Source organism: Undibacterium sp. FW305-107, from assembly GCF_058788535.1.
Window position 1 is genome coordinate 18,833 of sequence record NZ_JBYTAV010000001.1, and the last position, 13,846, is coordinate 32,678.

Annotated in this window: 9 protein-coding genes; 1 reads left to right on the plus strand and 8 read right to left on the minus strand. The window is 50.5% G+C overall.

What is annotated here, in order from left to right; genetic code table 11:
* Positions 1-34: 34 nt before the first annotated feature.
* The 6 genes from AC3WQT_RS00085 to AC3WQT_RS00110 all read right to left on the minus strand — a co-directional run bounded on the left by AC3WQT_RS00085 (position 35) and on the right by AC3WQT_RS00110 (position 10,521).
* Entirely contained in the window at positions 35-1,096 is a 1,062-nt protein-coding gene (locus AC3WQT_RS00085; protein WP_492701019.1) for a leucine-rich repeat domain-containing protein, read from the minus strand.
* A 247-nt stretch (positions 1,097-1,343) separates the two neighbouring features.
* Complete coding sequence (locus tag AC3WQT_RS00090) at positions 1,344-3,710, minus strand: Ig-like domain-containing protein (RefSeq protein WP_492701021.1); 2,367 nt, start codon at positions 3,708-3,710, stop codon at positions 1,344-1,346.
* Between the two features lie 138 nt (positions 3,711-3,848).
* On the minus strand, positions 3,849-5,258 hold the full coding sequence (locus AC3WQT_RS00095; protein WP_492701023.1) for a hypothetical protein: 1,410 nt from the start codon (positions 5,256-5,258) through the stop codon (positions 3,849-3,851).
* 8 nt (positions 5,259-5,266) lie between these two features.
* The gene (locus AC3WQT_RS00100) at positions 5,267-7,357 is read right to left on the minus strand and encodes a DUF6531 domain-containing protein (RefSeq protein ID WP_492701025.1); all 2,091 of its coding nucleotides are present in this window, start codon (positions 7,355-7,357) and stop codon (positions 5,267-5,269) included.
* A 614-nt stretch (positions 7,358-7,971) separates the two neighbouring features.
* On the minus strand, positions 7,972-9,711 hold the full coding sequence (locus tag AC3WQT_RS00105; protein WP_492701027.1) for a PglL family O-oligosaccharyltransferase: 1,740 nt from the start codon (positions 9,709-9,711) through the stop codon (positions 7,972-7,974).
* A 63-nt stretch (positions 9,712-9,774) separates the two neighbouring features.
* Entirely contained in the window at positions 9,775-10,521 is a 747-nt protein-coding gene (locus AC3WQT_RS00110) for a hypothetical protein (protein ID WP_492701029.1), read from the minus strand.
* A gap of 344 nt (positions 10,522-10,865) precedes the next feature.
* Here AC3WQT_RS00110 and AC3WQT_RS00115 point away from each other — a divergent pair, with 344 nt between their 5' ends.
* On the plus strand, positions 10,866-11,165 hold the full coding sequence (locus AC3WQT_RS00115) for a cyclic-phosphate processing receiver domain-containing protein (protein ID WP_492701031.1): 300 nt from the start codon (positions 10,866-10,868) through the stop codon (positions 11,163-11,165).
* On the opposite strand, the gene AC3WQT_RS00120 is transcribed toward AC3WQT_RS00115, so the two are convergent.
* Together AC3WQT_RS00120 and AC3WQT_RS00125 are read right to left on the minus strand one after the other, a co-directional pair.
* Positions 11,162-11,812 carry a hypothetical protein gene (locus AC3WQT_RS00120; protein WP_492701033.1) on the minus strand — a complete coding sequence of 217 codons (651 nt, stop codon included), beginning with the start codon at positions 11,810-11,812 and terminating at the stop codon, positions 11,162-11,164. The genes AC3WQT_RS00115 and AC3WQT_RS00120 overlap by 4 nt on opposite strands.
* Positions 11,809-13,776 carry an ankyrin repeat domain-containing protein gene (locus tag AC3WQT_RS00125; RefSeq protein ID WP_492701035.1) on the minus strand — a complete coding sequence of 656 codons (1,968 nt, stop codon included), beginning with the start codon at positions 13,774-13,776 and terminating at the stop codon, positions 11,809-11,811. Before AC3WQT_RS00125 ends, AC3WQT_RS00120 begins: the two co-directional genes overlap by 4 nt.
* Positions 13,777-13,846 lie beyond the last annotated feature (70 nt).

Genomic DNA, 13,846 nt, shown 5'->3' on the forward strand with positions numbered 1-13,846 from the left:
ATAGGTGCCCCGGCTTTGGGCATTGTAGTTGACATCAAGCGGGTTGGTCGTCCTCTTGAAAGCTGATAGGCTCAGGTCCTTCAAATTGATACTTTCGATAGCCTTTTAAGGCCAAATCTTTTTCAATCGCATCATCTTTTTTCTTTCCACCATTGAAAAAGGTAATGCCACGCAAAGACGAGGGCATCTTTGCAGAACTAAATGCGTCATAATCCAGCGCCGTTCGAAAAAGCCATAATTGTTCCAACATAGGTAATCCTTCAAAGCCATCAATATGGGTCAATGTTTTGCATGTCGAGATATAAATGTCCTTCAGCAAAGGATTTTCGCCTAGCTTTAAACTATCTAATTGAATTTGATCTGATATTTCCAATTTTTCCAACTTGTGAAATCTACCTATATCCCCCAACTCTTTCAGTCCTCGTACTCTCAAAATTTTCAATTCTCTTAATTCTGGAGCATCAATTTCCGCAATTGATTCATAAGCTCCAAATTTAACTGATAGATCCTGTAAATTTCGAATTTTGGACACAAAGCTTAAGTCAAACGTATTTTTCATTTGGAATAATGACAAATTACGGAGTTCCGGCAATTGCGTGATGGCATCAATATTTTTGACTTGTCCTCCCGTACCAAAATCGCGTAACTTAAGATATTTTTTTAGATGAATCAAGTCAATATTTGATTTTTTGTTTTCGCCTATGAAGAGGGTATCTAATCCGTGAAGAGCTTCAATAGATAATATATCTGGAATATCAAACCCAGATGCGCCTAGGTTCAATTCTTTTAAATTACTCAAATATGAAAGATCACAAATGTTAATGCAATTATTCATATCATCAATAATGACATTTGTAGCGTCAGGAATAAAGCGCAGTATGGAGGCATTAAATTGCTCACTATAATGCCCCCAAAAACGTATCTGAAGGTCAGGGCCTATCAATTTCGCTACTTGATTTAATTCCGTAAGTAATTCAGGCGAGTATGACGACGTCGAGCCAAATTGAATGACGACACGCCGCCCAGAGGAAATCAAATTTTCAATCTCAGTTATATCAATTGCCTGAGGGCTTTCGATGCGATGATAGAAATACATTTTCATACTCCATGAAACCAAAAAATTACTCTCTGAATTATTAAAATTAGCTTTATTCCAAATAATTTAAGTTTTAAAAAATTAGATTTTTCTGAAAATTTATAAAAATTAATATGGTCAATTAATGCACTCATCACTCATAGATATTATTTTTTTAAAGACACTTAGCGCATCAGTCAGTTATCAATTTTCACCAAGGATCACATATATCTCACTGGAATCTTTATTTCCTCCCAACATATTTGATTCACCGCTTGCATCCGCAACTATCAGTTGCACCACTTGGGATACCCCACCTCGCCATGGCCGGGCCAATATAGAAAAAGTCACTAAAAATATTATCTGCTGCCCCACGAATTTTATTTCCCGAAGTGCCATTATTAGACTGAGCACGGCCATTTGCATCAATAAGAATTTGTTCACGACCTCTAATATCAAAGTAACTATCACTTGACTTATCAAGCACAGGATCTTTATAACCTAACCCTGTAAGTTCTGGCTCACTTTTCCCCCTATTTTGAACGTTAATTTCAGGATCTTCATATCCGCCGGTACGACCGCTATAGCACTTACCTGTTATTGGGTTATAACGTGTGTAAGTCTGGTAAGTATATTTTTCGTCATCGCGCATGCGATTGTCTATCCGAGTCAATATCCTATTAAGTCTCTCAGCCAAATTCTTTTGCGCTTGTGCTGAAATATCTGGAAAGCCAGGGTATGTTGGACGACGACCAAAATCTCCATCCATTTGCAGGCCAAACGAATCCAAATAACCGATTGGATCCCCCCCGACATACCCAAACGTATTGATGCCCCCTCTTAATCCAATCGGATCACTTTCGACATAACGACCCGCCTGCGGATCATAATCCCTGAAGTAGTTATAATGCAGCCCAGTCTCCTGATCATAATATTGCCCCGGAAACCGCTGATTAAACACAAACTTGGTTTGCTGGTTTGCTGGCTGCTCATTCGGCAAGGTCTCCCCAAACGGCGCACTATCCCAACGCCAGACTTCTGTTCCCGTATTGTCCGTAATCACCCTCGGTGTATTCAGATGATCCGCATGAATATCATACGCCTTCGGTGTATTCGCCGTCACTGCGACTGGCACTGCTGCTGAAGTCGTTGTTGCCCCCAGGTTGTCCGTAGCCTTTGCCGTCAGGCTGTAATTGCCCTGTGTGACGTTAGCCCAGTTCGTCGTGTACGGTGCCTGCGTGATTGTGGCAATGCTGTTGGTGCCATTCAGGAACTCGACTTGCGCAATCGTGCCGTCTGTGTCCGTTGCTATCGCATTCAGGATGATGGTTGCTGGTGCCGTGCCATTGGCCGGATTGGCTGTGAGGCTCACCGTTGGTGCGCTGTTGTTGATGACATTGACCGTCACTGGTGCCGTGGTTGCCGTGGCATTCTTGTTATCGGTCGCTTTGGCCGTGACGTTATAGCTGTTGGCCGTGACATTGCTCCAGTTGACGCTGTAGGTAGTGCCGTTTGCTACTGTAGGTGCTGTGGCTGTGCCTATCAGTGTTGCCCCCTGGTAAAACTCGACCTTTGCAATCGTGCTGCCGGATGCTGGTGTTGCAGTGGCTGCCAGGCTGATGCCTGCCGGGGCAATGAAGTTGCCATTGGCTGGTGCAGTCTGGGTAGTTTGCTTGAGCGCGGGTGTGAGGCTGACAGTGGGCGGTGTCGTTGCTGCAGCTTTGACCTGGACGCTGACTGCGGTACTGGTTTGTGTCAGGCTTTGGCTGTCGGTGACTTTGGCGGTAATGCTGTAAGTACCGATTGCGGCATTGGTCCAGCTGTAGCTGTAAGGGCTGGCTGTTGCACTGCCCAGCAGGGTTGTTCCATTGTAGAACTCGACTTTTGAGATGGTGCCTTTGCTGTCTGCTGCTGTGGCAGTGATGGCAATGGGTGTACCGACCGTGACACTGGCATTGTTGGCTGGTGCGGTAAGGCTAACAGTAATCGGGTTGGTGACGGTGATGCTGACCGGGGTGCTGGTCGTTGTGCCGCTGAGATTGTCGGTGGCTTTGGCGGTGATGCTGTAAGTACCTGGGGCTACATTGGCCCAGCTATAGCTGTAAGGTGCGACTGTGTCGCTGTTGAGCAGAGTGGCGCCGTTGTAGAACTCAACCTTGCTGATGCTGCCATCCGCATCTGTAGCGTTGGCCGTCAGGGTGATAGTGGCTTTGCCGGCAACACTGCTGTTGTTGGCAGGGGCTGTGATGCTAACAGTGGGGGCATTGTTGACGACGACGGCAATAGCTGTCGAGGTCTTGGTTTCATTGTGGCTATTTGTCGCTTTGGCGGTGAGGCTGTAGCTGCCTGTGACGACATTACTCCAGTTGTAGCTGTAAGGGGCTGTGGTGGCTGTACCCAGCAATGTAGCTCCTTGGTAGAACTCGACCTTGCTGATGGTGTCACCGGTGTTTGTCGCAGTGGCTGTCAGGGTAATGGCTGCGGGTGCACCGTAGCGGGCATTGGCTGCGGGGGCAGTCAGGCTGACGGTGGGTGCGACGGCCAGGGCCTGACTGCTGATCGTCAGGCCTGTCAGGCCAGTGAGACAGATCAGTGCTGCGCTGGTCACTGTCATGCGTAATCGTTGTTGGAACAAATTCTTCTCCCCTGCCATCAAGCCTGCTCTCGTGGGTAACTTGATGGCGGTATTTTTTCAGTAAAGTTTTTCTGGTAACCAGTTGGCGATTTGATTTAGCTATTCTGGTTGACCTGTCGTGTGCTGGTCAGTGGCGTCTTACTTGATCACTGCCACAGGCAAGTCACCGAGATAGATGTAATCGACATCGTTCTGTCCGGTACGCTCACTGATCAGTTTGCCACCCTGGTCGTAGTGATACAGGGTGCTGGTGGCGGGATTGCTGCCATTGGCGGGTACGTTCTTTTGTACGCGTTGGCCCAGGGGGTTGATGAGGTATTGCACTGTACCTATGCTGGTGACGGCAGTGGTCATGCGGCCACGGGTGTCGTAGGTGAACTGGTTGACGCCGTTGTTGGTGGTGCTGCCATTGGGGTCCATGACAATGGTTTTTGTCTGGCTGTCGGTTACCTGGGTGAGGCGGTTGCTGTTACCGGCATAGGTGTAGCTGGTGTTGGCTGCGCCATTGGTCTTGGTGTTGCGGTTGCCGACGGGATCATAAGTGAAGCCCTGGCTGACCTGGGGTGTCAGATAGCTGGTGAGGCGGTCGACGGTGTCATAGCCGTAGGTGGCCTGGCGGCTGGGGTTGTTGGTCTCATTGATGGCGGTGATGCGTCCTGCTGCATCGTAGCTGATGGCTTGTACTTTGTTGTTGAGGGTGTAGCTGGCAATGCGGCCTTCGTTGTCGAAGCTGCGGCTGGATGTTTGTCCGGCGCTGTTGCGGTAGCTTTGGACGCCGCCAAAGGGGCGGTAGCTGGCCTGACTGAGGATGGTCATGGCGATGCCGTCTTTGGTGGTGTCGATCTGGGTGATGCGGCCCAAAGTATCACGGGTGTAGCTGATCAAACGGCCATTGGGGTAGGTCGTGCTGCTGAGGCGGCCTGCGTTGTCGTACTGGTAGCGGGTGATGTTATTGGCTGCGCCTAACACGCGGGTCTCGGTCAATACGCGGCCACGGCCATCGTAGGTGTAGCTGATGGTGCCACTGGCGTCACTGATCTGGCTTAAGCGGCCTTTGGCATTCGTGCCCTGGTCGTAAGTGTAGGTGGTGACGCTGTTGTCGTGCCAGGTGATGCTGGTGATGCGGTCAATCACATCATAGGCATAGGTCGTGGTCTGACCTTTGGCGTCTGTCCTGGTCAATACATTGCCAGCAGCATCTACAGTTGTCGTGGTGGTGCCAGTGTCAGGACTGTTCAAGCTCAACTGATTACCCAGACCGTCTAAGGTGTAGAGAGTGCTGAAATTACGGGCATCGGTGACCTGGGTCAGTCGATTCTGTCCATCGTAGGCATAACTAGTGACCTGGTTATTAGCGTCTTTCTGGGTTTGCAGGCGATTTAACGCATCGTATGTTTGGCGTGTGGTTGCATTATTGCCATTAACGATGCTGGTGAGATTTCCAACTGCATCATATCCGTACAAGTAGACGGTCGATTGCGCCTGTGCCTGGGCAAACACGGTAGTGATGGCCACGGCCAGCAAGGCATTACGGAATGTCTGTTTCATAGTCTTGTTCATTGTGCTGCCCCTGTTACTTGTTGCAGGCGGTTCAGCGCGTCATAGATACGGGTGACCTGGAGCTTCAAATTGCCGCCGCCATCGGTGATGGTTTCATTAATGCGGTTACCGATGTTGTCCAGTGTGTAGTTGATACTGTTACCCAGGCTGTCACTGATTTTTGTGAGCCTGTGGGCGTCATCATAGGTGTAGCTGATGTAGCTGTTGTCTGGCAGGGTAACCTTGGTCATCTGGCCTACACCGTCATAATCATAGGTCGTGGTTTCTGATATACCATCCGCTGTGATGACACGCTGTTTTAACCAGCCGCGTTCTGTGTAAGTGAGGGTAGTAACAGCCCCATTCGGGTCAGTGATCTGGCCGGGTTTGCCATTGCCGTCATGATTCGTCAACGTCGTCACATGGCCTGCACCATTGCTGACGCTGACCAGGTTGCCCTGTGTATCGTAAGTATTGGTCGTTTTATTGAGCACATCAGTACGTGGGTTGGTGATAGTCAGCACTTGCCCTGCACTATTGTAAGTGTAAGTCCAGGTGCGGGGACTGCCAACAGGGGTTGCACTCGCGCCCTGGCTGCCGTCGGCATCAGTGGTTGCCTGCAAGCTTCTTGTCAGGATATTGCCGTTGGTGTCGTAGGTATAGGTCGTCCGCAATAAAGCTTCATTGACTTGGGTTGGTATATTCAATGTCGGGTGCCAAATGGTCGACACTGTTTGCTCCTGCGCAGTGCCACTGGCGACGACGCGCTTTGTCTCCAGGTTGCGTGCCAGGTTATAGGTATAGGCCGTCGCATTGCCTTTGAAGTCACTCTCGGTTTTTTTATTGCCGTTGTCATCATAAGTGATACTGCTCGTTGCCGGACCGCTGCCATAACCAGCAGGCTGACTGATGTAAATAATTTTAAAGTCATCTAGCACTGGCGTGAATGAATAAGACCTCATTGCGCCCAGTGGATCGGTGACATATTTTGTATACTGTCCGTGACTATAATCGACAGAGTATTTATCTATGCCAGTAGCATGTTCGCTTGAAATTGCCCGGCCCAGACCATCATACTTATAGGTGGCAAAACGTATCCCGTTTTCATCAACGATCCCCGTCAATGCATGTGGGAAGCTGGGGTTATCATAGACGTAGCTACGGATTTTGGCGTCAGGGTAAGTCACCGATGCCAGGTTGCCATTGGCGTCGTAGGCATAGGTGTAGATTTTGTTATCTGGCGTTGTCAATTGACTGAGGCGCGATTGCTGGTCATAAGCAAACTGCAATTGCCGGCCAAATGAATCGACTACACGTATCAACTGATTAGTCGCTTCGTTATAGGTCAATGTCTGCAAAACACCTGCGCGGCTTTTTTCAGAGACCAGACGGCCTTTGGCGTCATAGGTCTCGATGTCGTTCATTGACGAGTTATAGATCCAGCCAGTCGTTTTGCCATTCGCATCAGCCAGTTGCTGTAACCTGGCATTGTCGTCGGCATCACCTGTCCAGACGCCATTGGACAAGGTAAACGCATAGACACTGCCGTCACGGCGGGAGATGGTGGCAACCGACGCTGCCTTCTGCAGTACGATCGCTCTATGGAAGTTATGCTGCCAGCCATAGCCGGGGGTTGCGACTACGACTAACGCATTGCGCAAATTTTTGGAAGGGAATTCACTATTATAAGTACGGTAAAACTCAAGCCCACCAGCAAGAGGAGGCAAATCGACTTCTACCTGGTGCTTATTTCCCGTAGAAAAATTAATCGGGTTGCCGACGCAAGGGCATTTTTTATCTTTTTCTGGCGGAAGATAACACTGAGTACCAGCGAGTTTGTACGGGTTTGTACAAGCCCATTCAGGATTACCCTCTACGCCGGTCAGCAAGGTTGAAGGGCCAAATGTGCCATCTGCTTTCAATTCTTTGAAATAGCAACCATAGCCGGTGACGAGGCCAGAAGCATCTGGCGGGCCGGCTTTAATTTCTTCGAAAACCCAAGGCCAGCTTGGCGTTGAAGTTTTGGCATTGAGCGCATATAAACCACATGCCTCAAGAGGCGAACCCCCGACCAAAGTCCAGCCGGAACCATCCACACCCCAGTTCACTATCTCTTTTGTCGCAGGAATTGGAGACTTTAATTCTATGCTTGCATATGCCGATTGCGAAAATGCAGCAAATGCCACGAGAGAAATTAAGGCGGTATGAAACAGCCGCTTGCAGATATGAGATTCTTGAAAATTCATAAATTGAAATTAGTAAGTAAACCGAACACTTCCCAGAGTGAACAAATTATTTGTGCACTTGAAGTATTGAGCTACTGTGTGATTGACATACCGCTATACGACTCAGGGCATGTGGGAGGATTTTGAACCGGACGGTGCGTAATCAGTACATCAGAAAGCGACACCCGTTAGAACTAAACTTTGTTCAATTGTATTCTGAAAACAAGCTCTTTGTAAAATTTTATGGATTAATTTAACAGAATGGCAATTCTCAAAAGAACATTCTAATAGTGGAACGGAGACTTTGTTACCTGCTTTTATTAGCGTCTACGATTTTGTATATTTCAAATATTGTTATACGCCTTGATTGCAGTACATATAGAAAAATAGCTTTCTTTCCCAAAAAATTGATACAAGAATTTCGCTACGCAAAATTGAAAGGCATGGGCAAGAAAGCTTCGCCACAGGTCTTGAAATAACAAATTTCAGCCCACCACCTAAGGCGCATCCCGCGCTGGCATGGTCTCAAACACCGCCTGATAGCGCGGGTCTTCTGCCCCCTTGGCTTTCCAGTAGTCATAATATTCTGGATAAGGGATAGGGTGCAGGCGTTGCAGGGTGAGCATGGTGCGGGCGGCTTTTTTGGGTTGGCCGTTGAGGGTATACATCTCGGCTTGCTGGCTGAGGATGTGGACGAAGCCGAAGCGGGGGCTCCAGGTTTCTATGTAAGCGATTTCTTCTGCTGACATGCCTTCACGGGGTTTGATGCGGGTCAGTTTGAAGTATTCGAAGAACTGTGGGAACAGGGTGATGCGGGGTTTTTGCAGTAATTGTTCTTGCGACTGCTGGCCTGACTGTACGCTGCGCAAGGACTTGAAGCCGACGACGACACGCTGATAATCCAGTGTCACGGCAGCCATGACGACACAGGCCAAGGCAAAACCGGCCAGCACGATGCCGGGCTTGATCACAGTGCCAGCACTTGGCCAACGCAGCTGGTGCGCCATGCCCATGATGACGCCAACAGGTATCAGGACGAAGGCATACCATAGCGGGAATTCGACCATGCTATGCACGCCAACGGCAAACAGGCACAGGCTGCAAAATTGCAATGGCATGCTTTTGGGGGTTTTGTTTTCGGAGGAGCGGATGCAGGTCTGGTAAAACCACCAGCACAGGCCACTCATGATCAGTGCTGTTGCAGGCCAACCCAGTTCAGCAGCAAAATTAAGCAGCAAGTTGTGCGCATGTTCGGCATAGGTGCTGGATGAAAAATCTGCTGCGACACTGACCTGACCCGGGCCGTAACCAAACCAGCCCACACCCAGCCAGGGGTGCTCTGCTGCCAGTCGCCATGCGGTTTGCCACAAGACCGAGCGTTCTGAACGTCCGCCCACATGGTCAGCCACGGAACCGGCAGAAAACCCCATGGCCTGGCTGATTTGCGGCAGGCAGAAAGTCAGCGCTGCATATAGCATGACCAAGGCCAGCATGACGAGTATGCCATTGCGTCTGCCTGATTCCAGCTTGCTCACCATATAGACAAAAAACAGCGGCACCAGTATCCAGCCTATGCGTGATTGTGTCAGCACTGCACCCCAAAGAATAAGGGCGGCAATGGCAGCAGAACTAAAGGCAGAAAATGTGTGTGTGCGATAAAAATACCAAAGCCCTGCCAGCGCAAAAAAATACAGCAGGGCCAGTTGATTTGGCTGCGCCACATTGGCAAAGGGGCGCATGGCAATATTGGGGTCTTTGCCGATATACATGACAAATGGCGTCGCATCCAGGCCCATGATCTGAATGTGCTGAAACACCAGAGACACAGATGCCGCCAGCAAACTGGCCAGCGCTATTGCTGCCACTGCCATATCCAGCTTTGACTCATCCAGCGCCAGGCTGCTGCCAAACACGATGGCAAGCGCAAACAGCAGCAGGTACATGAGGGGAAAGGCGACAAAGGTGGCCGGTACTATCATACCCAATGCGACCTGCAGCAAGATCAGTAGCACGATCGCCATTGGCAATGCCAACAAGGCTGGGAAGCGCAAGCGCACTGCAAGCGCAGGCTCAGAGCGAATAACAAAATATGCCATTGCACCGGCCAGACCAAGGCAGATGATCAGGTCATGATAAAAAGTTCTGTAGGGATGGATATGATAGGGATGTGCGTAGCTGAAAAAAATTGCTACAGCAAAAATGATCAATGCCAGCTTGCCTTCCTTTGCGGATGCCATTCGGGGTACATTTCAAGAATGGGCCTGGTCAGACTTGCTGAGTCAAACCAGGCCGGGTGAGAATTACAGTTTAAGGACAATCGGCATGATGCCTTTATAGGCCGCCGTTTTTGCGTCGATCACAGCAGGGAAAGTCGAGACGCGTATTTTGATGGGCTGGTATTTGCAGGTCTTTTCGTCACAGTCATTTGACTTCAGCCATGCCTGTATTTCCGATTTTTTGTCTGCATTATCTTTTTCAAGATCTGCGAAATCCAGGGCATTCTTCAGTATCTCGTCCTTCATGTCGGCATAGGGGATATGCAAATGCGGCATGTGACCTTTACCGCCACCAACACTTTCCATGGCCTGGGCTGCGCTGACATCGGCGAATTCAGTAGGTTCTTTGACACTGACAAGCTTGGGGCCCCAAAAAGGCAGGGTGGTTTTTGCCTTATTCAGATTGGTGTCGGTAATTTCAGACGCTTGTATGACCTGAAAGGATTTTCCCAAAGCGGCGATATAGGCAGGGCGAGCTTCGAGCAAGGTGCTTACACCGTACAAGAATGCCGACATCTGCACGATAGCGATCACCGCCAGATCCAGCACCAGCCATTTCTTTTTGGGGTTGAACACCACCAGCGTCAACGCTGGGCCCAGCACCACATCGATACCAACGATCAGGAAAAAAATTTCATAACCACCAATGGCTCTTAGCATAGGGGTTGGATACCACATATACCAGCACATGAGGAGCAGGCAAAGACCTACCATGCAGCTCAAAATGAAATGCGTGGCACTGGCGCGATAGCGAGAGATAGATGTTTTCATAGTAGTTGACATGAATCGAAAGAAAAACCCAGGGGCCGGGTCCGGTTCTGTCACATCAGGGCATCTTAGCCTAATATGGCGCAGCGATTCCATCGACCTGACATCACCGACCGGGGCATCGGTCACAATCAAAGAAAAGCACGCATATTCTAATGAGCTTTTCCCGCCAAATCAAGACTGGCGGGCTATTCCAGCCCATAACGGTCATCCTGACGACTGGCATGACATATTAAATATGGAAGGGCAATTGCATTAAAATCAATACCACACCATACTTTAGCATGTCAGACGTTAAAGCAATGAATCAAAGCACCCGAGTTTTTGCATTTAAAAAGTGAGTCCGTATGAAAGTTTATCTCGACGATGAGAGAGTTACACCGGAGGGCTGGACCCGCACTTACTGGCCGGAAGACACTATCGATCTGCTAAAAACCGGTGCCGTAACTCACTTAAGCCTTGATCATGACCTGGGCGATGATGAGAGAGGCACCGGTTACGACGTCGTACTTTGGATAGAAGAAGCCGTCATGACGCATGGTTTTATACCTCCGCAGGAAATGCGCGTGCATTCTGCCAATTCTTCTGCCCGGCAAAAGATGGAAGCGGGCATACAGAGCATCTTGCGGCATCTGCAAAAGAGTTAGGAGCTTGCAGCTTGTACTGGCTTCACGGGCAGCACAAAACTCACTCTGGTCCCGAGTACCCTGACCTGCAATTTCCAGATGATCTTGATCTCAGTGCGTCCCAGGGCACCGCTGGCTGGCAGGTCTGCAGGCAGGCCAAGCGTGAAGTCCACGCTGCCTGCGCCTTGGGCAATATGCCTGTCCTTGAACTTTTGCGACCACAAGGTTTTCGTGCTCGCGTCCTCGCCGCTATCTTCCACATGGGTGCAGACAATTTCCAATGCCAAGGGATGGGTTGCAGCAGGGTGACGCATGCCCTGCCCCAGCCCGGTCATGAAATACAAAGTCGCTGGCACATCCCTGCAAGCTGGATGCAAGGGCTGCTGCAGTTGCAAGACCACCTCACCGAGGCGCTTGCGCAGGTAAATCTGCATGCATCCATACGCCAGCATCATGGCACCAACCAAGGGAGAAAGCATGAGCAGATACTCCCCCATGGCACAAGCACTGGCACAGTCTTTCCATATCTGCCAGCTAAAAGCTGCACTGACAATCAGCCAGATAACTGACACAACAATGGCAATAGTATGTTTTGCATCCTCCGCATATATATACCTGCCTGCTTGCAGGGGCTTTGCATTCCTGGCGACTGCTGAGAATTCGCTCATGGGCATCCCAGCGCCGTCGCTGCCTGCGGCTGTTTGAAGTACCTTGAATAGCCGCAGGCATCTTCACCGTACAAGTCTTTCTTGCTGCGCTCTGCTCCAGTCAGCAGCAAGAAACTGATCACGGCCAATTGATTGTATTGGGTAGCGATCATCAAGGGAGTAGAGCCGCGTCCTGCGGTGAAGGGCTGGTCGATGGCGACCCCGCGTTCATGCAGATAGCGCAGGCTTTTCAGCGCCCCTTTGTAGGCAGCATAGTGCATGGGTGTCCACAGTTTATTACTGGGACGACGCAGGTCAGCGCCGGCATCGGCCAGCATCTGCACGATCTCTACCCCGTCATTGCTGATGGCAGCAAACAGGGCGCTACGTTCGCCATTGCCATCCGCATCCAGCGGCGTGGTCAAATCTGCTTGCGCGCCTTTTTCCAGCAGGTAGCGCACTTTGGCGATGTCGTTGTCATCAGCAGCTTGCATCAGCAGGCTGCGCCCATCCGCATCTCTGGCGTTGACATCGGCACCGGCATCCAGCCTGGCTTTTAGTTGCGCCAGTGTTTCGGTTTGTGCTTCAGTCTGATCAGCATTTGCGTTACGCCTGTGCCTGCTGCTGTCACTTGCACTGTTGAAGATGGCGACGGCAGTAATCGCAATCAGGATAAAGAAGATGCCATAGGCCCAGAACCAGCTACGGGTTTGTTTGCTGGTATCCCCAGGTGCTCTTGGTAAGCCAAAGAGCCTGACAGGTTCACGGGGGTATTGTCTGGCAAGCACATCAGCGGCATTGACTTGCCCACCCACGCCCTGCCGTACTGGCAACTTAAAGATGAGTTCGGCATCCAGCGCCCTGATTCTGAGCTTCCAGATCACCTCTACATCTTTATGATCCTGGGTACCGCTGGCAGGCATGTCCGCAGGCAGGCTGATGCTGAAATCCATCCCCTGCGCAGCATGCACAACTTGCTGTTCCCGCAGTTGTTGTGACCATAGGGTTTTAGTCGTCGTGTCTTCACCACGCCGGTCTTCATGTTCACAAAGCACTTCCAGCTGCACCGGATAATGTGTTGCCGCCGTGCGCATGCGTTGCCCCAGAGGGGGATCAAAACGCAGCTGTAGCGGCAAATCGTCAATACCGGTATAAGGCTGTTGCGCCAGACTCAGCCAAGGATTGCCAATACGCCTGCGCGCAAGCCCCATGTGTATAGCGGCCCAGAACAAGCCCAACCCTGCCAGCGGAAACAGGGTGATAAAGGAGATCAACATGCCGCCTGCATTTTTTTGCATATACACCGTGGCAGCTATTGGCATGCAGATCAGGTTCCAGATCACGGCAAACACAGTCAGGGCGGCGGCACCACTGCGCTCTGGCTGTAGCTCCAGCTTGCCTGAGGAAGTATATGAGGCATGCTGCCCATTGCCCTTGAATTCGCCAAGCGTTTCTTCTTCGTCAGACTTGAACCAGATTGCCCACAGCGCCCACAAGGCCCCCAGGCTGACAGCGGGAAACAAGGTAGCAAAAGGGATGAGGAAGATGAGACGGTTCAGATGCACTTGCCTGTCGTACACGGCAAAGGCAGGGTTTTGCGGGTCCATCCAGAGGGTGACGCTTTGGTCGCTGCTACGGGCTTGCAGCAGGCTGGCGTGGGTTCTGTGATTGTACCCATTGAAGCCGTCGCTGCTGTCGCCACCGACACTGATGCGTTTGCTGCGATAAGTTTTGCCGTCGTACTGGTAGACAAATTCAGTATCGACTGAGTAGCTGGGGCCATCTTCAGAACGATGCTCGCGCAGTTCCAGTCTGCCGACTTTGGCCTGCACCGCCACCAGATCACCGGCACGCCACCAGCCATGCAGTTGCTGGGCCATCGGTAAAACACCACCGAACCAGCCCCCCGCACCAAATCCAACTAAAAACACCAGGGCAAATAAACTGGCACCTAATTTACTACTTATTCTTTTTGTTTTTGTCATGGCAGCAATGTAGCAAACCGCTTTGCGCACTGCAATATCTGCGATGCAACACTGATGGGTGGAAGCAACA

Bases quoted from the DNA above. Each gene is read 5' to 3' on its own strand.
- AC3WQT_RS00110 (WP_492701029.1), bottom strand. From the start codon at position 10,521: ATGAAAACATCTATCTCTCGCTATCGCGCCAGTGCCACGCATTTCATT.
- AC3WQT_RS00105 (WP_492701027.1), bottom strand. From the start codon at position 9,711: ATGGCATCCGCAAAGGAAGGCAAGCTGGCATTGATCATTTTTGCTGTA.
- AC3WQT_RS00120 (WP_492701033.1), bottom strand. From the start codon at position 11,812: ATGAGCGAATTCTCAGCAGTCGCCAGGAATGCAAAGCCCCTGCAAGCA.
- AC3WQT_RS00115 (WP_492701031.1), top strand. From the start codon at position 10,866: ATGAAAGTTTATCTCGACGATGAGAGAGTTACACCGGAGGGCTGGACC.
- AC3WQT_RS00125 (WP_492701035.1), bottom strand. From the start codon at position 13,776: ATGACAAAAACAAAAAGAATAAGTAGTAAATTAGGTGCCAGTTTATTT.
- AC3WQT_RS00095 (WP_492701023.1), bottom strand. From the start codon at position 5,258: ATGAAACAGACATTCCGTAATGCCTTGCTGGCCGTGGCCATCACTACC.
- AC3WQT_RS00085 (WP_492701019.1), bottom strand. From the start codon at position 1,096: ATGTATTTCTATCATCGCATCGAAAGCCCTCAGGCAATTGATATAACT.